The sequence below is a fragment of the Acetobacteraceae bacterium genome (assembly GCA_004843345.1).
In the GTDB taxonomy this organism is placed as follows: Bacteria; Pseudomonadota; Alphaproteobacteria; order Acetobacterales; family Acetobacteraceae.
Genome location: CP039460.1, coordinates 1,854,765 through 1,879,700, shown reverse-complemented (window position 1 = coordinate 1,879,700; position 24,936 = coordinate 1,854,765). Strand labels below are relative to the sequence as shown.

Below are 24,936 nucleotides of genomic sequence, written 5' to 3'. Positions count from 1 at the left end.
GATGAAGTAAGTTTTTACTTCAGCATTATGGACTCGTAGCTCAGCTGGATAGAGTGTCGCCCTCCGAAGGCGAAGGTCGTGGGTTCGAATCCCGCCGGGTCCACCATTTTCTCTCAAAAACTAGAGATCTTGCGTATGACTCAAAATAAAGACGCATCTTCTTTCATTCATTCAAGCTCTACGTGTTTAGAGACACTTCGCAAGAAATCACCCATCATTCATAATATGACAAACGAAGTTGCCGCACAAAGAACTGCGGATATTCTTCTAGCCCTTGGTCTATCCCCCCTTATGACCAATGAGCCTTCTGAAATCCATGAAATCACACAAATTTCCAACGCACTTTCTATCAACATTGGCACATTGACACAGGAACAGCTTAGAGCCATTTTCTTAGCAGTTAAAAATATCCAAAGACAACAAAAACCTTGGGTTTTAGATCCTGTCGGTGCAGGAGCAAGCCAATTTCGTTTAAAAGCTTCAGAAGATCTTATCGCCAATAAACCAGATATTATTCGTGGAAATGCAAGTGAAATTCTAGCACTTGCAGGAGAGCATTCAACAAAATCTGCAATCGACAGCAAAAATAGCGTCGGAGAGGCGCATCATGCTGCCCGGCTTCTAGCCGACAAAAATAAAAATATTGTCGTTGTTAGTGGACCTATAGATTATATAACAGACGGCTTGCATTTTGCTGAAAACCAAAATGGCCATCCTTTAATGGCCAGCCTTACTGCCACAGGATGCGCTTTAAGCGCTGTTATGGCTGGATTTTTAACCGAAAAAGAACCTTTCGAAGCCGCAAAATCCGCCTTACTTATCTATAATATTGCCGGGGAAACAGCCGCCAGAAAATCCTCAGGTCCTGGCAGCTTTCAACTCTCCTTCCTCGATGCGCTCTTCAATCTAACGCACCATGAACTCTGTAAACATTACCGACCCGTAAAATAAGAATTTTCTCTATGTCACATATCCAAAGCCTCAAAGGCCTTCATGTCTTAACAGATAGTCTTTCTTCTCTTTCCATCCTTGAGCAAGCTAAACAAGCGGCAGAAAATGGCGCTGCCATCATCCAACTAAGAAATAAAACAGCCTCAGGTGAACAAATGACGCTTTGGGGATCAGAAATTTTAAAAATAATCTCCCCTTACCCCTGCAAACTCATCATTAATGATCATGTTAATGTTGCCGTAGAAATCCAAGCTCATGGCCTCCATGTGGGGCAAAAAGACGGCGATATTAACAAAATTCGTGAAAAAATCGGTTCGAAGATGATTCTAGGCCTCTCCATCACGCAAGAAGATCAGCTACAATATGTTCCCGCTCATTGCGTTGATTATCTTGGTGTCGGCCCTCTCCGCGCAACAAATTCTAAAAAAGACCATGATGTGCCTCTTGACTTTGAGGGCGTTGCAACAATCATCAAAAAAACTGATATTCCGGCAATTGTCATTGGTGGAATCACTTATGAGGATATTCCTCATCTCAAAAAAACTGGTGCAACAGGTATTGCCGTTATCAGCGCAATCAGCCAAAATAAAAATCCAGCGCAAGCGATACGCCTTTTTTCTGAAACATGGCGAAATCAAACTTAAAAATATCTTAAGATAAGTCTCTAATTTGTCGCCTTGAGGAAAACTATGATCGCCAATATCCTAAGTATTGCAGGAACCGACCCTTCTGGCGGTGCTGGTATTCAGGCAGATCTTAAAGCAATTTCTGCCTGTCACGGTTACGGTATGTCCGTCATCACATGTTTAGTGGCGCAAAATACACAAGGCGTTCAGGCTTCTTTACCTATTCCGACAAAATTCATCGCCCAGCAACTAACCTCTTTACTTGAGGATGTCCGTATTGATGCCATTAAAATTGGCATGCTCGGAACAGCGGATATTATAGAAGCTGTTTACGAGCAAGTGAAAGATTTAAAAATACCGCTTGTCTTGGATCCTGTCATGGTTGCGAAAAGCGGCCATCGTCTTTTAGAAGAAAAAGCTTTGCAAGCATTGCTTGAAACCCTCTTGCCCCTTGCGACCCTTATTACCCCAAATCTTCCAGAAGCAGCCGATCTTTTAAGAAGAAAAGAAGCAACCTCTTTAAAAGAAGTCGAAATTCAAGGAAAAATGCTTCTAGAGCTAGGGGCTCAGGCTGTTCTCATGAAAGGTGGACATTTAAACAAGAGTGAAAAAAGCACAGATATACTCATAACGCCAGATAAAGTCCTTGCAATAGCTGATGAGCGTTGGAAAACAAAAAACACACATGGAACAGGCTGCTCATTATCGGCTTCCATTGCAACGTTTCTTGGACAAGGGAAATCTTTATCTGAAGCGGTTTTAGAAGCCAAAAAATGGTTAAATCACGCCATAAAACATGCCGATTTATTAAAAGTCGGAAAGGGCTGCGGCCCTGTTCATCACTTTCATGCATTATGGAAAGAAGAAGAACGACGATAAGGTCTCTTCTCTTTTTAACAAACCCCTCAAAATCAACACCTTAAAAACACTTAGAAAAGTCATCTTTTCAAGCTATTTTATATTATAATACATGGATTTTTCATGCACACTTCTTTATGGGATTTTTTTATTGCCTCAACACTCGTAATGGCTTCTCCAGGAACAGATACAGCTCTCGTTCTCAGTAGCACCTTGCGAGAGGGACTAAAAACAGCTTTTGGCGTTATCGCAGGGGTTCTGATTGGCACTTTTTCATGGGGTGTTGCAAATTCATTAGGCCTTTGCGCCCTGTTAAATCTCTACCCGGAAGCATACACTCCTCTTAAATGGGTCGCTGCCATGTGGCTAGCATGGCTTGGGATTAAAATGTTTCTTCCTCAAGATAGAAAGCTTGATTATGAATCCGAAGATTCCTCGCCTAAACATTCGCAAGAGGCTGGTTTCCTTGCAGGATTGAAGATTGGTGCAATCACAGATCTTCTAAATCCAGAGACAGGCATTTTTACCCTTACCTTTTTCCCTCCCTTTATTCCAGCAGGTGCTAATCCTCCCCTTTACAGCCTTATGCTAACCTTTATCACGATGGGGGAATGCCTCGTTCTTTTTACAGCGCTCGCCTTTTTAGCACGCCCTATGTCAGGCTTTTTAAAACGTCCTGATATTGCACGATATCTCGATTGGGCAACAGGTGTTGTCTTCCTACTTCTCTGCGTAAAGCTTTTAACAGGCTCTTAATCTTGCTTTTGTACTAGGCTTTTAAAAATGTACTCCTATCTCTTAAAATTCCTCATTGCAGAATCTGCTTTTCAGCTCTCTCCAGGACCAGATATGGCTCTCGTTTTACGAGCTGCACTCAGTGGAAACCTCCGTCTCGCTTGGGGATGTGTGACAGGCATTATGCTGAGTTCTCTTGTTTGGGGAATTGCGAGTGCTATCGGTCTATGCGCCCTAATTGCACTTTCTCCTAAATTCTTTAACTTCTTAGCCGTTATTGGGATTGCTTGGCTTGCTTGGCTTGGTCTTCAAATGATTTTAAGTAAAGAGAGTACTTTTTTAAGCTCTACTGAAAAAGAAGAGGCCAATAATCAGCAAAAATACGGTTTTTTGAAAGGCATCCTGCAGGGGATGATGACAGATCTTTTAAATCCAACCACAGCGCTTTTTACACTGACATTCTTCCCTGCCTTTATCCCCCCTGGCAGTAATCCTTCCCATTTTAGTCTTATCTTAGGTAGTGTTATGGCCTTAGATACTCTAGTTATCTCTGGAGGCCTGGTCCTTTTGGCAAATTCATTGGCACGTTTTATTACAAATTCCCAAGTGACACTTTGGATTGACCGTATCGCAGGAATGATTTTTCTCATTATTAGCTTTCAACTTTTTCGTGAAACAGCTTTAGATGCGAAACTTATCTCCCTCTTTCATTCATTTTTCCTTTAATGAATATAAAAAAACAGGCTCCTTCAGGAGCCTGTTTTTCTGCCGAATCTTTTTTCTAAAAACTAGAAATCAGCGACAGGGTCAACGATAGGATCGACAATAACAGCGGAACGGCGTTCTTCCTGATTTTGCAAAAAAGCACCCAAAATTCCAGAGAAAAGAACAATGACTAAGCCTGCGAAACCAAACGCATCTGGCACTTCATGAAAAACAAGAAAGCCAAACATCGTGGACCAAAAAAGCTGGCTATATTGCGCAAGTGTTACCTTTGCTGCAATGACTTTCTGCGCCGCATACATAAGAATAAACTGAGCGCATGCCGCTAGAAAACCATAACCAAACAAGAAAAGCCAAATCTTTAACGACGATGGCATCACAAAATCATGCGTAATGCCAAGTGTAACCCCATTTCCCAAAATAGGTCCTACCAAGACAGCTGTATAAATACTTAAATCAGTTGTCTTGTTTTTCAAACCGCGCGCAACCATAATATTCGTTGTTTGCGCCAAAGAAACACCAATTGCGCAAATCTCACCAAATCCTAATGTGAGTGTATCCAGAGCATGATGTTCAACCGTTAAAATTCCAGCAAAACCAATCAAGGAAACAACCCACGAAGAAGCAGGAACTTTCTCACAAAGCACGACAACGGTCATGATGTTCGTAACCAAAGGCATCAAGAACATCAGTGCCATTGCCTCTGCCATCGGCAACAACATGAAAGCTGTCACCGCACAAGCGGTTGCGGCAAAAACGCAAAAAGCACGTAATGTCCATAATCCCCAAGCCCCCTGATCTGGAAGCATTGAACGCCAAGTGTAACCTTTTTTCCATAAGAATGGGATCAAAAGGATACCAAAAACACCGCCAGATAGTGCCACTTCAAAAGGCTTCAGCACACCACCAAGCAATTTAGAACAAAGATCACTTGTTGAAAAAGTTAGAAAGGCGGAAAGCGCAAGCGCCATTCCTATTGAATTATCACTTCGAACCGCTTTGGACTTTAAATCATTCCCCATTATTTCATTCCTTCTATACTGGGGTGAAAGACGACTTAAGACTACATTGCTTTAAGAGCAGCACGCTCTCTTCTTTGTAGAATAGCTCCAAGAATGCCAGAGAATAAAATAATACCAAGACCAGCGTATGTGTGGAGAGGTGGGAAATCTTTAAAGATGAGAATTGAAAAAACTGTCGTCCAAATCAACTGGCTATATTGCGCTAATGTAATCTGGGCAGCTGCAATTCTTTGCGATGCGTAAATTAGAAATAGCTGAGCCAAAGCGGCTAAAAAGCCATAGCCAAACAGTTCAGTCCAGACGGTCAAAGAAGAAGGTAAAACAAAGGTATGGCCGAAAATAATGCCATCTCCGATAATCGGTCCAAAGACAACAGCAGCATAAATGCTGAGGTCATTTGCTTTTCCAGTCAAACCACGGGCTGCCATAATATTAATCCCTGCGGCGAAAGAAACACCTATCGCACAGAGACCGCCAAAGCCCAAACTATCAAATTGACCAGATGCCATTGTCTCCTGAAGAGACTTTAAAAGCCCTGGGCCGGCAACTGTAACAACGCCAACAAAACCGACTAAAGCGACAATCCATGTCGAAGCAGGAACTTTTTCTCGTAAAACAGTCACCGTTAAAATCGCCGTCACGAGTGGCATTAAAAACATCAATGACTGTGCAACAGGCAGTGGCAAAAGCATAAAGGCTGTAACGGAAAGCGCCGTTGCCGCAAAAACACAAAAAGCACGTAAAATCCACAACAACCAAGCTGTCTTGTTTGTCGGAAAGAAAGAACGAAGCGTATATTCTTTCCGCCAAATTGCAGGAAATAAGAGAATGCCAAGCACCCCTCCAGAAAAAGCAACTTCATAAGGAGGCAAACTCCCATTCAGAAGCTTTGAGCAAAGGTCACTGGTTGAGAAGGATAAAAACGCAATAAGAGCAAGAGGCATTCCCATTGCATTTTCAGGTTGGTTTACCGAAGGCGTCCGTTCTGTTTCACCACTCATGAGGTTCTTCTTTCATTTTGAAATTATCTAACAAACGCACCTTTCCAAGGCACATCGCTACAATTGCTAAAGAGGAATCAGATGCCTCTTTAACTAGAGAAAAATCACGTGAATCAACTAAAGCGGCATATTCAGGATTTGGCAATCCAGCTTCTTTAAATGAATCACGTAAGATACTCTCCAATGAACTGCTTTGACGCTCCCCCTTTTCAAAAGCAGCTCTCACCTTCTTTAAGCCCCTATAAATTTCTGGAGCACGCTGCCGATCGAATTTAGAAAGGCGAACATTCCGGCTAGAATAAGCCAAGCCGTCTGCCTCTCTGACAATCGGAGCAACCTTTAAAGAAACTGAAAAATTTAAATTTCTAATCATATTCGCAACAACAGCAACTTGCTGAGCATCTTTTTGCCCAAGCCAAAGCACCTCTGGACGAATAATATTTAGAAATTTTGCCAGGATTGTTGTGACGCCATCAAAATGGCCAGGGCGATCTGCTCCTTCCCACTCTTTTGCAACTTTTCCTGCAATAACTTGCTTTTCAAATCCTTCTGGATAAATCTCCTCTTCAGAAGGAATAAAAACAATATCTGGATCACAAGACTCTAAAAGAGAAAGATCCCTCTCCTCTGTCTGAGGATATTTATTAAAATCTTCTTCATTATTAAATTGGGCACGATTAACGAAAATACTTACAACCGTTTTTTTGCCAGAGGCCTTAGCCTTAGAAATAAGAGACATATGCCCCTTATGAAGAGCACCCATTGTTGGAACAAAAGCAATATCTTCCAATTTAGAACATAACTTTTGAAGCGCTTTTATATCACGACAAACTTGCATAACACGCTTCCTCTATTGTTTTGTCTAACCTGAAAAATACTCTATCTGATCAGAAATACCCAAAAATATTCCCGAAGTCAGGCCACAAAACAGCCCATTTTCCAGAACACCTGGAATTGAGCTTAATGTATCCGATAGACTTTGAGGAGATGATATTTCATCAAAAACACAATCTAAAATCGGATTTTTATTATCTGAGTAAAAAACCTTTCCATCCCTTGTTTTTCTCAAAGTAATTCGACGCGCACCGCTAGCGCTTAAAGCCAGCTGAACGGCTCCAAGAGCAAAGTCAAGCACCTCCACAGGAACGGCACAGTTCCTGCCAAGGAAATCCGTTTTTTTTGAAGAATCTGCAACGACAACAAATTTCTCTGCTGCTGCTGCAATAATCTTTTCTCTTAAGAGAGCTCCACCATGACCTTTAATCAAAGAAAGCGTTCCTAAGAGAACCTGATCGGCGCCATCAATAGCAACTTCTGGAGTTGGATATTCTGCCAAAGAAACAATTTCAATACCGTACTTTTTTGCAAGCATCTCGGTAGCAAAGGAGGTGGGAATCCCTTTGATATTATTTAAACGTCCATCTTTTAAACGCGTACCAATTTCTTCCAAAACAAAATCGCTAGTACTTCCCGTCCCCAGCCCGAGCGTCATACCTGAACGCACAAAGCTCTCAACGGCAGCTCGAGCCGCAAGTTTCTTCTCAGAAGCGAGGTCTTTAATCATAAAGCGCTTGTCGCCTCAATATCAGCCATAACGCGTAGCTCACCGTCTGTTTTCACACAGCCTGCTGGAATAGAAGTATCGCCTTCTAACAAACGGGCAAGCATCTCTGCCTTTGCTTTTCCCTCAACAAGAAAAACAACATTTTTAGCACTCTCAATGGCAGGATATGTAAGGGTTACACGGCGATGAGGTGCATCTAATGGCTGTGAAGTTCCCACCCACGCCTCACGCTCTTGCAAAATCGCATTCTTAGGGAACAAAGAAGCCGTATGACCATCCCCTCCCAAGCCTAACATGACAAGATCAAAAAGTGGCTCTTTGGGATCCAAAACATCTTTTCCATAAAACTTTTTGAGAAGCTTTTGATAGATGCCCGCATCTTCTTCTGGGGTCTTGCCATTTGTTGGTATGGCATGGAAATGCTCCTTTGCGATATTACTATTTTTAAAATAGTTCCATGCCATCGTACCATTATTATCCTTGTCTCCCTCTGGCACCCAACGATCATCAACAAAGAAAATCTCTGCATTCGAGAGAATATGAATACCTTGTTTAGCCTTTGCTTCCACCAATGAAAAAAGGCGCTTAGGCGTTGTCCCTCCAGAAAAGGCAACTCTAAAAACATGCCCTGCCTGTTGCGCCTGATCTGCAAGATCCTGAATAAAATTAAATGTAGCTCCTGCCAAAGCCTCAGGGCTAGGAAAAACCTCTAATGTCATCTTTTCATTCATCATCATATTCCCATTAGCAAGAAATTATTTATTAATTTCACCAATATCAGAAGGAGCGGTAGAATCTTCCTTATGCCCACCAAAACCAAAGCGCATAGCAGAAAGTGATTTCTCACCAAACGTATTGCCTGATCGAGAACGGAAACGAGCAAAAAGCGCAGCTGTCATCACAGGCGCAGAGACATCCTCATCAATCGCAGCTTCAACAGTCCAACGTCCTTCACCAGAATCAGCAACCACGCCGCTAAATTCAGAAAGATCTGGAGAATTTGCCAAAGCTTCCGCCTTTAAATCTAGAAGCCATGAAGTAACGACACTGCCACGCCGCCATAATTCGGCAATGTCAGCCAAATTTAAATCATAGCGCTCTTTTTCAGGAAGACGTTCAAGATTTCGTGATTTTAAAACGTCAAACCCCTCAGCAAAAGCCTGCATCATGCCGTACTCAATGCCATTATGTATCATTTTAACAAAATGACCTGATCCTGAAGGACCACAGTAAAGATACCCTTCCTCAGCACGAGAATCATGACGTGGATCATCACGATGTTTTACAGGTTTTATTGATCCCCTGCCTGGGCAGAGTGCTTTAAAAATAGGCTCTACTTTTAAGAAAATCTCTTTATTTCCACCGCACATGAGACAATAACCGCGCTCTAAGCCCCACACACCGCCAGATGTTCCAACATCTAAATAATGAATTTTTTTCTGAGCAAAATGATCTGCCCGCCGAATATCGTCCTTAAAATAACTATTCCCACCATCAATGACGATATCATCTTTTTCCAACAAACCGTAAAGCATGTCCAAACATTCTTGTGTCGAACTTCCAGCAGGAATCATCACCCAAATAATTTTTGGCCCAGCACTCTTCCCGAGATAACGCACTAGATCCTCTAAAGAGTATGCAGCAACAGCAAGATTATCTTCACAACGATCTACTGTCTCTGCAATTGCCTGCGGATCACAATCCCAGACAACGACCTCATGCCCATGACGCGTAAGACGAACTGCAATATTGCTGCCCATACGTCCCAAACCGATTAATCCAATCCGCATTTTACCTCTTTTCGGTTCATTTATTGGTGCCTTTACCGCTATCCCCCGTTACAATAAAGGCAAAAAAATACAACTAAACACTCAATTACTATGAACAGTTACTTCATAGCCGATTGAGAGCTTCTTTAATATCCTTTTCTAAAACTTTCAGCCCCTCACCAAGATTATCTTCAATCTCAATTCGCAAGACACGACGCTTGGTTTCAGTCAGAGCCTTATAATCGCCCTGTTCTTGCGTCGCTGAAAGAATTCCTAACTCTTTCAATTCTGGTGAAGAAAAAGTTTTTCTGTTGTAGGCTAGCTGCAAAAACAAGCCCGTGTTTTTACCACCTTTGTAAGCTTGTCCTGTTGAATGCAAAAAGCGAGGCCCCATTTCCAACATGACAGGAACATCCAGCTTTGCCTGCAAAGCACTCGCAATCTGCGCGCCAATATCGTCTGTTCCTCTGCCTGTCCACATTAAAAGAGCCAGATAGTCTCCCTGTTTTAAAGTTTTCAAAGCAGTCTCAATAATTTGAGACGCATTTTTACTGTTTTTAAAAACTTCAGGCTCAGTTGAAGCAAAACTCAAAATACCATCTCGTGCAAAGCTCTCAACTTCAGGAACTTTTCCTGTCTCATGATACGCTTTTGCGAGTGCACGACTAAGCACCTTACTGGATTCAACATTAGGCTGATCAAACGGATTGATTTCAATGACGGAACCCGCAACAGCGATCGCAAATTCCCAAAGATAGAACATTTGCCCAACTTGATTAATATTTTCTGGATTTATAAAGACAGATGCAATGTCCTCTGCCTCCTTTCCTGATTTTCCAGCGTAGACAACGACTCTGTCAGCCCCCCTTAAAGCGTTAGGCCCTTCAGGTAAAACAGGAAAAATCCCCGTGCCAATTTTCCCTGTACTTTCAGCAATAAGCTGTTCAAGCCACGGACCAAAAGCTTTAATCTTATCTCCAGCATCAAAAATGAGCTTATCTGCCCCCTGACGGCAGGCGACACCTAAAACAATTCCTAAAATCAATCCAGGATTCTGATCCGCAGCAGAAGCAGGCGAACATCCCTTCATCATTTGAACTGCCCCTTCTAACAAAGGCTTCAAATCATAGCCTGCCGCCGCTGCTGGCACCAAACCAAAGGCTGAGAAAATAGAATAGCGCCCTCCGATGCGTGGGTGGCCATGAAAAATATGTGAAAAACCATGTTCTTTTGCCAGTTGTTCTAGAGAGGTTCCTGGATCGGTCACAGCAATAAAATGCTGACCGCGTTTTTCTTGAGGAATAGCCTCCAGCTTATTCCAGAAAAAATGGAAAAGCGTGTTGCTTTCCAAGGTTCCACCAGACTTACTGGAAACGATAAAACGGGTTTTTTCTAAATTAATTTTTGAGGAAACGGCCTCAACATCTTCCGGCAGAAGACTATCCAGAACGAGTAGCGAAGCCGCTCCAGCTTTATGGTCAAGAATTTGCCTTAGAGAATCAGCACCAAGTGCGGAACCGCCCATCCCCAGCAAAACAACATTTTCCCACTGTGTAGATTCGCCATACAATGTTTTTAAGGCTTCTGACAGTTTCTTCGCTTCATCTTCTGGTGCTCTGAGCCAACCAAGCATGTGATCCTCTACATCCCCTTTCCAAAGGGTTGGATCCTGCTCCCACAGATTCTTAACAAACCCCTTTTCTTTCCAAGTTTCTAAGTACTTAGAAAATAATTGCCTCTGATGAGATGGAAGGGAAAAAGAAATATCTAAAAGAGATATTTGAGAAGGATTCTTATAACTATCTGACATGCTCAGCGTTCCTCTTATTTTTCTCAAAGACTCCCAACATTAGGGAGGAAAAATAATATTTTTCTGCCTGCACTGTAACAAGTCCTTCAAGAACGCAAAAGAACCTTTTGCGCTAAATTAAATAAATTTTCCTCTGTAAATCCTCGATTTTGCGCAAGCGCTTCCCCATCTCCCGATTCTCCAAAGTTTTCTACCGAAAGAATTGCACCATCAAGCCCTGTATATTTTTCCCATCCTTGAGAAACACCTAATTCCACAGCAATACGGGCACGAACCGTTTTGGGGAAAATCTTTTCTTTATAAATTGGCGTTTGCTGTTCAAAAAGTTCAAAACTAGGAAAAGAAACAACCCTCACACTTATACCTGAAGCAAATAATCTTTCCGCTACGCTAACAACCAAGGCTAATTCTGAGCCACTTGCCATTAAAATGCACTGCGGAAGTTCATCTTGTTTACAAAAATCTTTAAGAACATAAGCCCCTTTCGAGAGAGGAAAATTTTCCTGATTTTTATCGGTAAGCTGTAAAACAGATTGACGTGAGAATACTAAAGCGACAGGCGAATTTTTTGTTAAAGCAGCGACTTTCCAAGCCTGAAGTGTTTCATTTTCATCTGCTGGACGAATGACTGTTAAATTCGGAATTGCACGTAATTGTGCTAATTGCTCAACAGGCTGATGTGTAGGCCCATCCTCACCAACCTTAATCGAATCTAACGTAAAAATATAAATAACAGGCAACTTCATCATCGCCGCCAAACGAACCGCAGGATGTATATAATCAAAAAACGCTAAAAACGTTCCAGCAAAAGGTCGAAGTCCCATCAGAGCAAGACCGCTACTGATAGCGCCCATGGCACCTTCCCTCACTCCAAAATGGATATTGCGCCCTCCATAAGAAAAAGAAGAGTTTTCTGGATTTCCAAAATCTTTTTCACGAGGCAGTAACGTAAAAGTTGAAGGGCCGACATCTCCTGCGCCGCCAAGTAGCCAAGGAAAATAATCTGCTAATGCAAACAGCATTTTCCCAGAGCTTATGCGCGTAGAACAGGGCGCTTCTCTCTTTTCCAAAGCGTCAAAGGCATTTATCCAATGTTCTGGTAAATTCCCTGAAAAAATATTTTCCAAATCAATTGCTTTTTGAGGAAACTGATCCCTGAAAACATCAAAAGAGTTTTGCCAATTTTGGTGTGCTTCAGCCCCTCGCCGCCCCAATGTGTCTTGAAAATGCAGAAAAACTTCTTCTGGAGCAGCTAAAAATATCTCTTCATCCCAATCATTTTGAGCATATAAAGTCTCCAGCTCTTCTTTTTTCAGAATCCCGCCATGCGCTTTTTCTGTCCCCTGTCGATCTAATAAACCACGCCCAATCAGAGTATGAAGATTAATTAAAGTTGGCTTCTTAGAAAAACGCGTCTTTGTGAGTGCTTGAAGGATTGCTTCCCAATCTTCTCCATTCTCAATTGTTTCAACATTCCAGCCATACGCCTTAAAACGCTCCGGAACATTTTCTCCAAAAGCAAGACTTGTTTTCCCCTCAATACTGACCTCGTTATTGTCGTAAATCCAAACGAGGTTTCCTAACCCCCAGTGCCCTGCTAAAGAAGCTGCCTCAGAACTAACGCCCTCCATAAAATCGCCGTCACCGCAAAATGTAAAAATACGCTGATTAAAAAGATCTTTTCCTGAATAAACCGCATTAAGCCATTTTGCCCCAGCAGCCATCCCAACAGAAGTGGCACAACCTTGCCCAAGCGGACCTGTCGTCATTTCAACACCAACTGTATGCCCATATTCTGGATGTGCGGGTGTCAATGATCCTAATTTTCTTAGATTCTCGAGCTCCTTACGGGGTAAAGAATTCTGACCAGAACGATCCTTAAAAGCGGCAAGATGCATTAAAGCATAATAAAGGGCAGAAGCATGCCCTCCAGAAAGAATAAAACGATCCCGTCCTGGCCATTTAGGATGCGTTGGATCAAATCTAATTTCATGCGCCCAAAGCGCATACATTGCCGGCGCCAATCCCAAGGGAGCCCCTAAGTGCCCAGAACCTGCACTAAAAACAGATTGCGCAGATAAAATCCGCAAAGCAACGATCGCCCTCTTCGCATCTTGTTTCAAGTACAACGAATTCCCTTGAGTTTTACCTGCCATCTTTTTTTCATCTTTATTTTAAATTCAAAAAATATTTATTTCAGAATATCCAACGTTCCTGCCATTGTTTCTTCTAAAAGCTGAGCATCATCGGCTTCTACCATCACACGCAGAAGAGGCTCTGTTCCACTTGGTCTCAGCACAAGCCTCCCTCTTTTCGCTAATTTAGCTTCAGCCCATAATTTTGCTTCAGCAATTTTTTTAGCTAATCTTGGATCTGTTCTGCTTTTTAAGGGCAAATTATAAATTTTTTGAGGGAATGGTTCAAATAACTGACAAAGTTTACTCGCCTTATCTCCCGAATTAACCAAAGCGGCAAGAATTTGTAGTGCTGCGACAAGCCCATCCCCTGTAAAGCTATAATCTGACAAAATAATATGTCCAGACTGCTCTCCCCCAACATTCGCTCCCAGTTCTCTCATACGTTGTTGAACATAACGATCACCAACCGCTGTTCGCTCCAATTTTATATTTTTCTCGGAAAGATATTTCTCCAAACCCAAATTGGACATAACCGTTGCAACAACTGCGTTTGCTCGCAAATTATTTTCTTTATGCAAAACGGTCGCGACTAAAGCAAGAATCTGATCCCCATCAATAAGCTGGCCTTTCTCATCTGCCATCAATAACCGGTCTGCATCACCATCTAAGGCAATTCCACAATCAGCTCCAAGCTCAACAACTTTGCGGCACATTTCTTCTGGATGTGTAGATCCAACACCCTCATTAATATTGGCGCCATTAGGCTCACACCCTATCTTGATAACTTCAGCTCCGAGTTCCCACAAAACTTTTGGCGCAACCTGATAGGCCGCACCATGTGCGCAATCAACGACAATCTTCAAACCATTCAAACGAACGCCTTTTTTTAAAGAAGATTTCGTAATTTCCATATAACGACCAGCCGCATCATTAAGACGGCCTGCATGCCCTATTTTTTCAGGAACAGCCAACTGATCCGACAAATCAATTTGCATCAAATGCTCAATTTCTGCTTCTGCCTCATCTGACAATTTGAAACCGTCGGGACCAAAAAGTTTAATCCCATTATCTGCGGCAGGATTATGTGACGCAGAAATAACGACACCCAAATCCGCTCTTAAAGAGCGCGTCAAAGCTGCAACGCCCGGTGTTGGCAACGGACCAAGGAAAATCACATCCATCCCTACAGAAAGAAATCCAGATGCCAAGGCATTTTCGAGCATATAACCAGAAAGACGTGTATCTTTCCCGATAAGAACTTGATGACGGCCCGCAGGACGTTTCTGAAAATATAATCCTGCGGCTTGCCCTAATTTTTGAGCAATCTCAACAAGTAAAGGCATTTGATTGGCTCTTCCACGAAGGCCATCTGTTCCAAAAAAATGTCTTTTAGGCTGTTCAGTCATCATTCCCCATTCTCTATCGAACTAAAAGATCTCCTAATTTATAAGATTATCTTCCTCTTACACAGGAAAAGGAACCGTTGGCACAGAAGCACGACGCCCAGAAGCAGAACGTGAAATAACTTCGCCTTCTAGAACTTTTTCTGGAATTTTATGTCCCTTAATAATCTCACCAATTTCATGCCCTGTCAGCGTTTCATGTTCCTGTAATGCTTGAGCCAGAACATGTAAGGCATCAATATTCTCTAAAATAAGATTACGGCTCGTCTCATAAGCATCATCAATTAAAGCCTTAATCTCTTTATCGACTTCACGTGCCGTTTGCTCAGAAATATTACGTTGCTGTGCCATTGAATGACCTAGAAAAACTTCCTGCCCAGAATCATATCCGACCATACCAAGCTTATCGCTCATTCCCCACTGCATAATCATTCTACGTGCAATTTCAGTTGCACTCTTAATATCTCCTGAAGCACCTGCGCTGACTTCGTCACGTCCAAAAATAACTTCTTCTGCAACACGCCCTCCCATAGCAACCACTAAACGTGCAAGACACCATTTCCGACTGTAAGAAACATTATCCTTTTCTGGAAGCGTCATCACCATTCCGAGTGCCTGACCACGAGGGACGATTGTTGCTTTATGAATAGAATCACTCCCAGGCATAAGATAGGCACAAAGGGCATGTCCCCCTTCGTGATAAGCCGTCATTTTTTTCTCTTCGGAACTCATCACCATGGAACGCCGTTCAGCCCCCATCATCACTTTATCTTTGGCTTCCTCAAACTGAATCATCGAAACCAATTTATGTCCCTGACGTGCTGCAAAAAGAGCCGCTTCATTAACCAGATTTGCAAGATCAGCACCCGAAAAACCTGGCGTTCCTCTTGCAATAATTCTCGCATCAACATCTGAAGAAATAGGTAACTTTTTCATATGGACACGTAAAATTTTCTCACGCCCACTCACATCTGGATTTGGAACGACAACCTGCCTATCAAAGCGTCCTGGGCGCAACAAAGCGGGATCAAGAACATCTGGCCTATTTGTCGCAGCAATCAAAATGACGCCTTCGTTGCTTTCAAAGCCATCCATTTCAACCAACATCTGATTGAGCGTCTGCTCTCGCTCATCATTACCGCCACCTAAACCAGCACCGCGATGACGGCCAACAGCATCAATTTCATCAATGAAGATAATGCAGGGCGCTGACTTTTTCCCCTGCTCAAACATATCTCGAACACGAGAAGCCCCAACACCAACAAACATTTCAACAAAATCAGAACCTGAAATACTGAAGAATGGGACATTCGCCTCTCCAGCAACAGAGCGTGCGAGAAGTGTTTTACCTGTCCCTGGAGGCCCAACAAGCAAAACACCTTTTGGGATTTTCCCTCCTAGACGGGTAAATTTCTGAGGATCTTTTAAAAAATCCACTACTTCCTCTAATTCTGACTTTGCCTCATCAATGCCCGCAACATCTGCAAAGGTGACTTTTCCTTGTTTTTCTGTCAAAAGCTTCGCTCGGGATTTCCCAAATCCCATAGCGCCTCTTGCGCCCCCGCCAGACTGCATCTGACGAAATACCAAAAAGCATAGCCCAAGAAGAAGTAAAATAGGCAACCATGCGGAAATATAACGCATCAAAGAATTGTCATCACTCTCTGGCGGTCTCGCAAGCTCAACCTTCACACCTGCTTTTGTCAGATGCTGTGGCAAAGAAGGATCTAGTGGCGCATAAGTTTCAAAGGTTTTCTTATCGGTAAATTCTCCGGCAATTTCCTGATTACGATCCTGATTGTGGATGACAACGGATGCCACCTGATGCTGATCAACATCATTTAAAAATTCAGAAAAACTCAATCGTTGAGCCGTATGCTGGCGGTTTCCTTGCTGAAACATACTCAGCAGCAACAATCCTGATGAAATTAGAATAACCCAAAGGGCTACATTGCGTCCGATATTTTTCATTTAAAACTCATATATTCAAAAATATTCAATCTTCTAGGAGCTCCCTAATGAACTCCTCTTTGGAAACCTTCTTCTAAGACAATATAGGGGTTGTTCTGCGATAAAGTAAGAAGAAGGGATGAATTCTTTTACAAAGCTCCCTATTTCCGCAGTCCAATTAACTCTAAAAAATCCCTTCCTTCCCACTTAAACGGTTGTTTTATAAAATCTTCTGGAAGACCTTCTAAAAGTGGACATCCTAAAAATTTATCTTTTTCCCATAATGAAGGCATGGTCTTTGCGACTTCAAAAGGTAATTTTTTTTGTCTAATTTTTCTTTTCAGCTCTGCTAATGGTCGAACTTCTAAATCTATCGCTTCCAAAACATTACCTGTCCAAGACCATGTGCCCGCCCATAGATGAGACTGTTCATAATTTTTAGAATAAAGGCTTGATAACGGTAAAATAGGAAGATCTCGCACTTCTCGCACCATAAAAAACGAATATGAAGAATTTAAAAAATGTTTCGTTTTTCTTTTAAGCTGTACGCCCCCCAAAGTTCCACTTCTTGCAAGATAAAGAGAAGCTGTCGACTTAAAAGACGGTTTATGCTGGCCTGCGGTTATCAATTGAATAACATACCTTAAAAGCAAAATAGCAATACGACTAGGAACGTTAGAAAAAAATAGATCTGAAATTTCTACCCAGCCCGCCTCTTCATGCCATCGAAAATATTTTTGCCATGTCTCCAGCAAAATATACCGATCAAATATCACATTACATTTCGCGAGTTGTGCGAGACATCGTGATTGTTGGCGCTTAAGCGGAGAAATATCCTGCCTGACTCTTACCCGTTCATAGGAACGACTTTGATTTGAAGGATCTTCACACCATTCAATACCTTTTTCCGATAAAGTCTTGCACAAACGTGCTTTAGGAACCGTTAACAAGGGATGTAATACCAAAAAGCCACCTCTTGACATCAGAGGCTCAATGCCCGTCAAACCAAATTTTCTACTTTCCCCTTTCCAGCGCATGTAAACGGTCTCATCCTGATCTCCCTGATGATGCGCTAAAGCAATAACACCCGCCTTGAGCTCTTTGGCAAGATGATGAAAAACTTCAAAACGGGCAAAGCGGGCACGCTCCTGCTTCCCTACACCTTTTGGGTATAAAAGAGGATCCATCCGAACGATTCTATTTTTAATTCCAAGCTGTAAAAGACGGCTTGCCGTCAGTGCCGCTTCTTCCATAGATTCTTTACGTAACGCATGATCCACAATAATCGCAAAAACATCTGTCCAGCGAGAAGCCAAATAAGCAAGCGCCATAGAATCTGCCCCTCCAGAAACACCAATCAACAACGGTTCTTTTTCCGCTGAAATAAGTGCCTTCCAAGGACGCATCATCCGAGAAAACTCATAATCTGAAATAGGCGAAATATCCTGACTCTGAATAAGAAAAATCCCACACTAAGAATAAAAAATGGGTGCCTTCCAGCGAAGAGCACCCATAAAAAAGAAAAGATAAAGCTCTCTTAACTACACTGGTATTGTGTCTGTGTTTTTGAAACTTCTGTTTTAAAGGAAGAGGCGGCGTTTGGAAATTCCTTTGTAAGCTTTGAAAGCGCCTCACAGGCCGCTTGCTTATCCCCTAAAGCATGCATTGCTTGCGCCGTACCAAACAACGCATGGGGTGCAACTGAAGATTTCGGCGACAACTTATACGAATCATAATAAGCAACTGCCGCTTTGCTCCAGACTTTTTCCCCTGCTAAAGATTGCGCCAAAAGATACTGAGCATCAAGTTTACCTTTTGCTGGCGCTTTATCCAAAGCCTGCCGAGATAAAGTTTCCGCTTTTTTATAATTTTTCTGTGACTTAGCTTGCCGTGCAGAAGACATCAGGCCTGCGAAACTATCATCAGCAGCCTTTGAAGGCTCATGCGCTGGTGCTGGAGCAGGAGAAGACGCATCTGAAGAGCTAGATTGATGTGTCATTTGAAACTTAAGATCACCAAGACGCTTATCAAAACCTGCCTGCATCGTATCAACCTGCTTCTGCAAAACATCTACAGATCCTTGCAAGGTACGAATACGGTCCTCTTGATCATTTACACGATCCAACAAGCGGGTAAGCATATCACCCTTCGGGGCTGAGCTTAAGGAAGCCCCACCTTTATTAGTCGTTGTGTGATTTTTGGCAGCTAACTCTTCCGCAGGCGTCATTGCGATTGGACGCTTATTTCCATCTAGAACTGGAGGTTCAACTCCTGGTGGAGAATCTGATGAAGGTGACGGTGTATCATCTGAAATTTTTTGCTCATTTACAGGCGGCAAATCCGCAGCTCTTACAGCAGAATCATGCTCTGCTGTAAGACGCTGGTTATTCGCAGCAACGGAGGAACCATCCCCTTGCCCTTGCCCAAAAGCTACTGTCCCAAAACACAGCGTTAAAGGAAGAGCGAACACCGTAAAAGAAAGCGTACGGCGTAAAAAGGAGTCACTTTTATGTGGCATTGGTTTCCTCTATTCAGCAAATAAAATTAACGAACGCTTGTGATAGCGTTTCTGTTTGCGGACCATGCCTCTGGTGTATCACCATCAACAGCTGGACGCTCTTTACCATAAGAAATAGTATTGATACGTGCGCTATCTACACCTTTTGCTTCAAGGTAGTCACGTGCAGCATTTGCACGGCGAGCACCGAGTGCCAAGTTGTATTCCTGAGTACCACGGTCATCGCAGTTACCAGCAATCAAGATTTTTGCATCTGGATACTGAGACAACCAAGCAGCCTGCTTGTCCAATGTCACTTTATCAGCATCGGTTAAACGATTCTGGTTAAGTGCAAAATAGACACGATCACCAGCTGTTGCGACCAAGTCAGCTTCAGAGCCAGGAACAGGAGAACCCTCGCCAGCATCTGTAGCTGAAGCATCAGCGGAAGCGGCAGGAGCATCTGTTACGACTTGAGAATCAATGTCCTTGCGATGATGGTGGCTAGAGCATCCAACAAGAAGGACTGAAAGCGCTGTTGCGCCCAAAACTTTAAAATTCATGAACTCACCCTAGTTCTAATTCGGCGAAAAACGCCCCTAAAAGTGGAAGTTCCTGTCGCTTTCACGCAACATACTCCACTCGTTTATAAAAGGCCTTTAAAGCTTTATCTGTCAAGGAAATAAAGCTTTTTAAAGGCTTCACAACAGAAAGTTACCTTCCTGTATCTCTAAAATGCGCCTAATGCCGACTTGGTGACCAATCAGGATTAGAGGCCATTGTCGTTGTGGGAACGACACGCTCATTATAGCCTGTCACATCAATCGTTGCCACTTGGGAATTAAAGCCTGCCCCTTGTGCCCCCGCAGCTGTTTGTTTACAGAAAGTTAAAACACGTCCATTTGGTGAAAAACTAGCCCCCTCCACGGTAAAGCCTTCTGTTAAGATACGCTCCCCTGTCCCATCAGGAAACATCACCCCAAGCGAAAAACCATTTCCATTAATTCTTGTAAAGGCAATCACATCACCTGTTGGAGACCAAACAGGTGATCCGTAACGTCCATTTCCATAAGAAATACGCTTTGCTTCGCCGCCATCAACATTCATGATATAGAGTTGTGGTGATCCACCCCGATCAGAGTTAAAGACAATCCTTTTTCCATCAGGACTGAAACACGGGCTCGTATCAATGACACCTGGAGCATGCGTCAAACGACGCTTTTCCTTGGTTGCAAGGTCAACGATATACATATCGGATCCACCTGAACGTGTTGTTTCAGCCAACACAAGCGATTTTCCATCCGGCGCATAACGTGGCGCATAAGACATGCCACTAAATTCACCCAACACTCTCTGCTCGCCCTTGCGAAGATCATATAAATAAACGCGAGGCCGTTCTCCAGCATAAGACAAAAAGGCAATCTCATCTTTTACAGGATTAAATCTTGGCTCTAACGTCAAACTACTGCCATCTGTAAGGAAATATTGATTAGCACCATCGTAATCCACAACAGCAAGGCGTGTCACTTGCTTGTGTCGTGGGCCTGTCAGAGCAATATAAGCAATACGTGTGTCAAAATATCCTGATTCTCCAAGAAGACGCTTATAGATAGCATCCGCAATTGTATGTGCAATACGGCGAGGACTTTTCAAAGAGGCCTGATAAGAAACGCCTTCCGTCTGAATACCAGCTGGCGCATCCCATAAACGCATTTCGACAACAAATTCATCTCCTTTTGTTGTCAACTTCCCCGTAACAATGGCACGCACACCACGGCGCTTCATAGAAACAAAATCAGGTGCGACATCAGAAGGCAGAAAACCACCGCTCACAACACGGAACAAACCAGTTGAAGCCAAATCCGAAGCAATAACTGCGGATATCTTCTGCCCTTCAGGAGAACCAAAATCGGTCAAAACCAAAGGAATAGGGGCTTGTCTTGCTTGATCAACCGTAATTTCAGCGGCCGGCTCTTCTTTTTTTGAAGCCCCTGCCCCCTTTGCAGCCAAAGCGGTTAAAGGGCTTGCCATAATCCCCGCAATACCTAAAGAACCAACAAATTTACGACGTGGCAAACGAGACACGATAGGTGAATGGGAAAAAGAGGAAAAATCCATTGATATACTCCGACTAGCTTCTTCGGCTATTAACGACACCTTTCTGCTCTAGCACGTTCAGAGCAAAAAAGTGAATCTTAAAATTCTGATAATTATGGGCGGAAGAGAAATTTAAAAACATGTTCTTCTCCTAACATACGTTGAGGAAGTGGCAATTTTGCACAAGTTGGACTCAGTACAGCATCCCTAGCACGCTCCGCAAAGGCACGATATGTGGGGTCTTCATCCATTTTTGCTTGCGTTTCAGGTTCAAACTCAACGAGACGAACGACTCCTTCCTCATCTGTAGTGATACTCAAATGAGCTTGAAAAGTCTGATAACCTCTCGTCCCAGTATCCTGTTCATAACAACGGCGAACAGAAGCTCCCATCGCTTTTTGCTCTCCAGAAGTCAATGCCATTGTATCTCCATCTGGATTTCCACCACCTTTAGTCGTTCCGCCTGGTGTCGGATTTGGATGCGCTTTAGGAGGTTTTTTCTGTTTTTCTTGAGATTTAAAATTCTCAATTGCCGCCAGCAAAGAATGGCTGTCCGAAGCCATTTTAGAGGCTACTTTTGTCTGTTTGGTTTCAGAAGGCGGAGCTTTAACCGGGGGCTGATCTGATTTTGTTTTTGGCCCTTTTACAGCAGCCTCTTCCTGTTTTTCCTCAACCTTTTTTGGAGATTCTGTCGCTGCAAGCTCATCCTTCTCAGGCGTGACTTCCATTTTTTTCTGATCAGATGGACGCTCCTTTGCATCAGGCGACATTGGAGATGGCGGCGGCGGTGGTGTCGAAGGTGGCGGTGGCTCAGGAGGTTTCTCTGTCGGTGGAACCGGAGAATGCGGCGCTTCTATATCTTTTTCAGATGGTGGTTCTGGCGTATTTTTCACCACGTCTGACTTCACTGCTGTTGTCTTAGCATGTCCGTCATCAAAAACCATCTCAACAGGCTGTGGCGGATCTTCTTCTGGATGTACAAAAGAAAGTCCAAGCGAAAGAAATGTTAAAAAAATAGATCCATGAAGAAGGAAGGAGAAAAAGAGACCCCCTCCCCAAGATTCACGAATGCGTTCATTTCCCTCATCTTCTGCCATTTAATCAGCTCACTTCCCTAACTTATGATGATGGTGGCTGCTGCGCCAAGAGAGCAACATGTGAGAACCCTGCGGAGGTCACTTTTCCCATCAATTGCATCACTTGCCCATAATCAATATGCGCATCTGCTCTCACAAAAATACGGTGGGCAGAATCTCCATTAGACGCTTGCTGCAAAGCAGGCACAAGCGCTTCTAAGGTAACGGCATTATCCCCCACAAAAACCGATCCATCATTTTTCAAAGAAACCGTAATGGGCTTAGAATCTGTGTTCACAGGTGTTGCACTTGCTTTTGGCAGATCAACATTAACCCCTGTTGTCATCATAGGCGCTGTCACCATAAAGATGATCAGCAAAACCAGCATGACATCCACTAAAGGTGTCACATTGATAGCTGTTTCAAATTTTTTCTTTTTACTGCGTGATTTCCGAATGGCCATTTTTTAAAATCCACCTTTTATAATTTGCTGGATTTTGGTTCTTCTGCCTGTCTTGACAAAATCGCTGCGAATTCTGTTCCGAATGCATCCATTCTTTCTTCAAAATCAGAAAGTCCTGCACTGAAAAAATTATACGCCATATAGGCAGGAATAGCTGTAATGAGTCCGATTGCCGTCGCAAAAAGAGCTTCGGAAATCCCAGGTGCCACAACAGAAAGATTTGTACTGTGCATCTGCCCAATAGCTTGGAAGGAAACCATAATTCCCCAAACCGTTCCAAACAATCCAATAAAAGGCGCAACAGGACCAACCGTTGCCAAAAAGACCATATTCCGACCTAATCTTTCTGTTTCCCTATTGATTGTCACTGAAATAGCTTGCTCTATACGCTCGCGCACTGTCGTTGAAGACATTTTAATCCCAGCAATTCTTGAAGAACGGCGCCACTCGCCCATTGCGGCAGAAAAAATGGCGGCGAGAGGATGAGCTGGATGGCTACCTTCCTCTTCATAAAGCTGATCCAAAGAAGCGCCTGACCAAAATTTTTCTTCAAACAGACTCGCCTCTTTATTCACACGCATAAGCAATAGAGATTTTTGGAAAACAATTGCCCAAACAATAACGCTAAAAAGCAATAAAGTCGCCATAACCAATTTGACAGCCAAAGAGGCATGCATAAAAAGGACAAAAGGGGATAAACCGCCCGATCCTAAAACTGCTTGATTAACTTGATCCACGTTTTCTCCTTAAATTCCCACTCTTCTCTATTAAATCACCCGACACACTCAGCTCAAAGCTGCTAATCGGTTATTCTCTTTAATTTGTTTTTGCAATTCTTCTGGAGGATATTCGCCGTTCCAAACAGAGCGCAAAGCCATTCTCAAATCTTCTGGCGGTTTTGTACAGAGGCGTAATGTTTTACAGTCAATCAAAACAAGTTCAACTTTTAATTTTGCTGCCACTTTGTTCTTTGTAAGGTTAAAAACTTCCTGTTCAACAATGACCCGCATCGCCTTTTCCTCAATCATCCGATTGCGGACTTCTCCTTCATCATCCAACTCCATCGGATCATAATAGCGAATATCAAGCTGCCGGACGACAAAACCAATATGACGGTTTTCTGCAAGTTCTTTCGGAGGAAAACCTGCCATACGCAGAGTCTCTCCACGAGCACGCTCCGCAAAAACAAGATAACGTGCATGATATACGATACCGCCGGCATCAGTATCTTCATAATAAATACGAAAGCGAAAATTTTCTGTTTTCATTAGTTAAGACCCTTCTGAGGCGGAATAATCCCTAAAATTTTCCAAGTTCCATCACCAAGCATTCGACCTTTTGCTGTCCGCACAAGCAAGCCTTCTTGGATCAAATAAGGCTCGACAACTTCTTCTAGCGTATCGCGCCCTTCTGCCAAAGCAGCCGCCAAGGTTTCGATTCCTACGGGACCACCTCCATGAAAAGTAGCGATCCTGCGCAAGTAACGCAAATCCATGGCATCTAAACCATTCTTATCAACCCCTAATCGAGTCAATGCCCGATCTGCAATGTCCTTTTCAACTGATTCATGGCCTGCCACATCTGCAAAATCACGGACTCTGCGTAAAAGACGTCCTGCAATTCTTGGCGTCCCCCGAGAGCGGCGCGCAATTTCCAAAGCTCCCTCTGGCTCCAAATTCATACCTGTTTTTTTAGCATTCGCCATCACAATCATTGTAAGATCTGGCACTTTATAAAACTCTAACCTTACAGGAATCCCAAAACGATCTCTAAAAGGCGTTGCAAGCAAACCTGATCTTGTCGTTGCACCAACCAAAGTAAATGGCGGTAAATCAATTTTTACAGAATGCGCACCAGGACCTGTTCCAATCACGAGGTCTAGCTGAAAATCCTCCATGGCGGGATAAAGCACTTCTTCAATCGCTGGCTGAAGGCGATGAATTTCATCAATAAATAAGACATCATGTGGCTGTAAATTCGTTAAAATAGCTGCTAAGTCCCCCGCACGCTGTATCACAGGTCCAGATGTTGAGCGGAATCCAACGCCAAGTTCCTTTGCAACAATTTGCGCCAAAGTCGTTTTTCCCAAGCCTGGCGGACCATGTAAAAGAACATGATCCAAGGCCTCCCCACGCTCTTTAGCCGCTTCAACAAAAATCTGTAAATTCTCGCAGGCAATCTTTTGTCCGACAAATTCTTGTAGAGTTTGCGGACGCAACGCCGCCTCTGCCCTTATTTCAGGCAAATCCATTG

24 protein-coding genes and 1 tRNA gene are annotated in these 24,936 nt (G+C 43.1%); 6 read left to right on the top strand and 19 right to left on the bottom strand.

Annotated features, from left to right (window positions below; genetic code table 11):
• The first annotated feature begins 29 nt into the window (after positions 1 to 29).
• From FAI40_09195 to FAI40_09170, 6 genes are all read left to right on the top strand, one after another.
• Positions 30 to 106: transfer RNA gene (locus FAI40_09195), tRNA-Arg, on the top strand.
• A gap of 29 nt (positions 107 to 135) precedes the next feature.
• On the top strand, positions 136 to 951 hold the full coding sequence (thiM, locus tag FAI40_09190) for a hydroxyethylthiazole kinase (GenBank protein QCE35490.1): 816 nt from the start codon (positions 136 to 138) through the stop codon (positions 949 to 951).
• An 11-nt stretch (positions 952 to 962) separates the two neighbouring features.
• Entirely contained in the window at positions 963 to 1,595 is a 633-nt protein-coding gene (gene thiE / locus FAI40_09185) for a thiamine phosphate synthase (GenBank protein ID QCE35489.1), read from the top strand.
• Between the two features lie 45 nt (positions 1,596 to 1,640).
• The gene (gene thiD, locus FAI40_09180) at positions 1,641 to 2,456 is read left to right on the top strand and encodes a bifunctional hydroxymethylpyrimidine kinase/phosphomethylpyrimidine kinase (GenBank protein QCE35488.1); all 816 of its coding nucleotides are present in this window, start codon (positions 1,641 to 1,643) and stop codon (positions 2,454 to 2,456) included.
• A gap of 102 nt (positions 2,457 to 2,558) precedes the next feature.
• Positions 2,559 to 3,191, top strand: a complete 633-nt coding sequence (locus FAI40_09175; GenBank protein QCE35487.1) for a LysE family translocator — start codon at positions 2,559 to 2,561, stop codon at positions 3,189 to 3,191.
• Positions 3,192 to 3,218: 27 nt separating this feature from the next.
• Positions 3,219 to 3,896 (top strand): LysE family translocator, encoded by a 678-nt coding sequence (locus tag FAI40_09170; GenBank protein QCE35486.1) that lies wholly within the window; start codon positions 3,219 to 3,221, stop codon positions 3,894 to 3,896.
• Positions 3,897 to 3,958: 62 nt separating this feature from the next.
• Here the strand turns inward: FAI40_09170 and FAI40_09165 are convergent, their stop codons facing one another.
• The 19 genes from FAI40_09165 to ruvB form a co-directional block, all read right to left on the bottom strand.
• Complete coding sequence (locus FAI40_09165) at positions 3,959 to 4,915, bottom strand: DMT family transporter (GenBank protein ID QCE35485.1); 957 nt, start codon at positions 4,913 to 4,915, stop codon at positions 3,959 to 3,961.
• Between the two features lie 41 nt (positions 4,916 to 4,956).
• Positions 4,957 to 5,916: a DMT family transporter gene (locus FAI40_09160; GenBank protein QCE35484.1), complete on the bottom strand. Its 960-nt coding sequence runs from the start codon at positions 5,914 to 5,916 to the stop codon at positions 4,957 to 4,959.
• Complete coding sequence (locus tag FAI40_09155; protein QCE35483.1) at positions 5,906 to 6,754, bottom strand: pantoate--beta-alanine ligase; 849 nt, start codon at positions 6,752 to 6,754, stop codon at positions 5,906 to 5,908. Before FAI40_09155 ends, FAI40_09160 begins: the two co-directional genes overlap by 11 nt.
• 24 nt (positions 6,755 to 6,778) lie before the next feature.
• On the bottom strand, positions 6,779 to 7,480 hold the full coding sequence (gene rpiA, locus FAI40_09150; GenBank protein QCE35482.1) for a ribose 5-phosphate isomerase A: 702 nt from the start codon (positions 7,478 to 7,480) through the stop codon (positions 6,779 to 6,781).
• On the bottom strand, positions 7,477 to 8,217 hold the full coding sequence (gene pgl, locus FAI40_09145) for a 6-phosphogluconolactonase (GenBank protein ID QCE35481.1): 741 nt from the start codon (positions 8,215 to 8,217) through the stop codon (positions 7,477 to 7,479). The genes rpiA and pgl overlap by 4 nt, the downstream gene beginning before the upstream one ends.
• Positions 8,218 to 8,235: 18 nt before the next feature.
• Positions 8,236 to 9,270 (bottom strand): decarboxylating 6-phosphogluconate dehydrogenase, encoded by a 1,035-nt coding sequence (gnd, locus tag FAI40_09140; GenBank protein QCE35480.1) that lies wholly within the window; start codon positions 9,268 to 9,270, stop codon positions 8,236 to 8,238.
• A 103-nt stretch (positions 9,271 to 9,373) separates the two neighbouring features.
• Positions 9,374 to 11,059, bottom strand: coding sequence for a hypothetical protein (locus FAI40_09135; protein ID QCE35479.1), 1,686 nt, complete (start codon positions 11,057 to 11,059; stop codon positions 9,374 to 9,376).
• 86 nt (positions 11,060 to 11,145) lie between these two features.
• Positions 11,146 to 13,215 (bottom strand): transketolase, encoded by a 2,070-nt coding sequence (tkt, locus tag FAI40_09130; GenBank protein QCE35478.1) that lies wholly within the window; start codon positions 13,213 to 13,215, stop codon positions 11,146 to 11,148.
• Positions 13,216 to 13,250: 35 nt separating this feature from the next.
• Positions 13,251 to 14,603 (bottom strand): phosphoglucosamine mutase, encoded by a 1,353-nt coding sequence (locus FAI40_09125; GenBank protein QCE35805.1) that lies wholly within the window; start codon positions 14,601 to 14,603, stop codon positions 13,251 to 13,253.
• Positions 14,604 to 14,660: 57 nt separating this feature from the next.
• On the bottom strand, positions 14,661 to 16,571 hold the full coding sequence (locus tag FAI40_09120) for an ATP-dependent metallopeptidase FtsH/Yme1/Tma family protein (GenBank protein QCE35477.1): 1,911 nt from the start codon (positions 16,569 to 16,571) through the stop codon (positions 14,661 to 14,663).
• A gap of 140 nt (positions 16,572 to 16,711) precedes the next feature.
• Positions 16,712 to 17,959, bottom strand: a complete 1,248-nt coding sequence (tilS, locus tag FAI40_09115) for a tRNA lysidine(34) synthetase TilS (protein ID QCE35476.1) — start codon at positions 17,957 to 17,959, stop codon at positions 16,712 to 16,714.
• A gap of 128 nt (positions 17,960 to 18,087) precedes the next feature.
• Entirely contained in the window at positions 18,088 to 19,068 is a 981-nt protein-coding gene (locus FAI40_09110) for a tetratricopeptide repeat protein (GenBank protein ID QCE35475.1), read from the bottom strand.
• Between the two features lie 26 nt (positions 19,069 to 19,094).
• Positions 19,095 to 19,610 carry a peptidoglycan-associated lipoprotein Pal gene (gene pal, locus FAI40_09105; GenBank protein QCE35474.1) on the bottom strand — a complete coding sequence of 172 codons (516 nt, stop codon included), beginning with the start codon at positions 19,608 to 19,610 and terminating at the stop codon, positions 19,095 to 19,097.
• A gap of 178 nt (positions 19,611 to 19,788) precedes the next feature.
• On the bottom strand, positions 19,789 to 21,165 hold the full coding sequence (gene tolB, locus FAI40_09100; protein ID QCE35473.1) for a Tol-Pal system protein TolB: 1,377 nt from the start codon (positions 21,163 to 21,165) through the stop codon (positions 19,789 to 19,791).
• Between the two features lie 92 nt (positions 21,166 to 21,257).
• Complete coding sequence (locus FAI40_09095; GenBank protein QCE35472.1) at positions 21,258 to 22,241, bottom strand: energy transducer TonB; 984 nt, start codon at positions 22,239 to 22,241, stop codon at positions 21,258 to 21,260.
• A gap of 22 nt (positions 22,242 to 22,263) precedes the next feature.
• The gene (tolR, locus tag FAI40_09090; GenBank protein QCE35471.1) at positions 22,264 to 22,683 is read right to left on the bottom strand and encodes a protein TolR; all 420 of its coding nucleotides are present in this window, start codon (positions 22,681 to 22,683) and stop codon (positions 22,264 to 22,266) included.
• A gap of 17 nt (positions 22,684 to 22,700) precedes the next feature.
• Positions 22,701 to 23,360, bottom strand: coding sequence for a protein TolQ (tolQ, locus tag FAI40_09085; GenBank protein ID QCE35804.1), 660 nt, complete (start codon positions 23,358 to 23,360; stop codon positions 22,701 to 22,703).
• Positions 23,361 to 23,468: 108 nt separating this feature from the next.
• Positions 23,469 to 23,951 (bottom strand): YbgC/FadM family acyl-CoA thioesterase, encoded by a 483-nt coding sequence (locus FAI40_09080; GenBank protein ID QCE35470.1) that lies wholly within the window; start codon positions 23,949 to 23,951, stop codon positions 23,469 to 23,471.
• Positions 23,951 to 24,934: a Holliday junction branch migration DNA helicase RuvB gene (ruvB, locus tag FAI40_09075; protein ID QCE35803.1), complete on the bottom strand. Its 984-nt coding sequence runs from the start codon at positions 24,932 to 24,934 to the stop codon at positions 23,951 to 23,953. Before ruvB ends, FAI40_09080 begins: the two co-directional genes overlap by 1 nt.
• Between the last annotated feature and the right edge of the window lie 2 nt (positions 24,935 to 24,936).

Excerpts from the sequence above, each read along its gene's own strand:
- thiM (QCE35490.1), top strand. The coding sequence starts at position 136 with ATGACTCAAAATAAAGACGCATCTTCTTTCATTCATTCAAGCTCTACG.
- thiE (QCE35489.1), top strand. The coding sequence starts at position 963 with ATGTCACATATCCAAAGCCTCAAAGGCCTTCATGTCTTAACAGATAGT.
- thiD (QCE35488.1), top strand. The coding sequence starts at position 1,641 with ATGATCGCCAATATCCTAAGTATTGCAGGAACCGACCCTTCTGGCGGT.
- FAI40_09175 (QCE35487.1), top strand. The coding sequence starts at position 2,559 with ATGCACACTTCTTTATGGGATTTTTTTATTGCCTCAACACTCGTAATG.
- FAI40_09170 (QCE35486.1), top strand. The coding sequence starts at position 3,219 with ATGTACTCCTATCTCTTAAAATTCCTCATTGCAGAATCTGCTTTTCAG.
- FAI40_09165 (QCE35485.1), bottom strand. The coding sequence starts at position 4,915 with ATGGGGAATGATTTAAAGTCCAAAGCGGTTCGAAGTGATAATTCAATA.
- FAI40_09160 (QCE35484.1), bottom strand. The coding sequence starts at position 5,916 with ATGAGTGGTGAAACAGAACGGACGCCTTCGGTAAACCAACCTGAAAAT.
- FAI40_09155 (QCE35483.1), bottom strand. The coding sequence starts at position 6,754 with ATGCAAGTTTGTCGTGATATAAAAGCGCTTCAAAAGTTATGTTCTAAA.
- rpiA (QCE35482.1), bottom strand. The coding sequence starts at position 7,480 with ATGATTAAAGACCTCGCTTCTGAGAAGAAACTTGCGGCTCGAGCTGCC.
- pgl (QCE35481.1), bottom strand. The coding sequence starts at position 8,217 with ATGATGATGAATGAAAAGATGACATTAGAGGTTTTTCCTAGCCCTGAG.
- gnd (QCE35480.1), bottom strand. The coding sequence starts at position 9,270 with ATGCGGATTGGATTAATCGGTTTGGGACGTATGGGCAGCAATATTGCA.
- FAI40_09135 (QCE35479.1), bottom strand. The coding sequence starts at position 11,059 with ATGTCAGATAGTTATAAGAATCCTTCTCAAATATCTCTTTTAGATATT.
- tkt (QCE35478.1), bottom strand. The coding sequence starts at position 13,215 with ATGGCAGGTAAAACTCAAGGGAATTCGTTGTACTTGAAACAAGATGCG.
- FAI40_09125 (QCE35805.1), bottom strand. The coding sequence starts at position 14,603 with ATGACTGAACAGCCTAAAAGACATTTTTTTGGAACAGATGGCCTTCGT.
- FAI40_09120 (QCE35477.1), bottom strand. The coding sequence starts at position 16,571 with ATGAAAAATATCGGACGCAATGTAGCCCTTTGGGTTATTCTAATTTCA.
- tilS (QCE35476.1), bottom strand. The coding sequence starts at position 17,959 with ATGATGCGTCCTTGGAAGGCACTTATTTCAGCGGAAAAAGAACCGTTG.
- FAI40_09110 (QCE35475.1), bottom strand. The coding sequence starts at position 19,068 with ATGCCACATAAAAGTGACTCCTTTTTACGCCGTACGCTTTCTTTTACG.
- pal (QCE35474.1), bottom strand. The coding sequence starts at position 19,610 with ATGAATTTTAAAGTTTTGGGCGCAACAGCGCTTTCAGTCCTTCTTGTT.
- tolB (QCE35473.1), bottom strand. The coding sequence starts at position 21,165 with ATGGATTTTTCCTCTTTTTCCCATTCACCTATCGTGTCTCGTTTGCCA.
- FAI40_09095 (QCE35472.1), bottom strand. The coding sequence starts at position 22,241 with ATGGCAGAAGATGAGGGAAATGAACGCATTCGTGAATCTTGGGGAGGG.
- tolR (QCE35471.1), bottom strand. The coding sequence starts at position 22,683 with ATGGCCATTCGGAAATCACGCAGTAAAAAGAAAAAATTTGAAACAGCT.
- tolQ (QCE35804.1), bottom strand. The coding sequence starts at position 23,360 with ATGCATGCCTCTTTGGCTGTCAAATTGGTTATGGCGACTTTATTGCTT.
- FAI40_09080 (QCE35470.1), bottom strand. The coding sequence starts at position 23,951 with ATGAAAACAGAAAATTTTCGCTTTCGTATTTATTATGAAGATACTGAT.
- ruvB (QCE35803.1), bottom strand. The coding sequence starts at position 24,934 with ATGGATTTGCCTGAAATAAGGGCAGAGGCGGCGTTGCGTCCGCAAACT.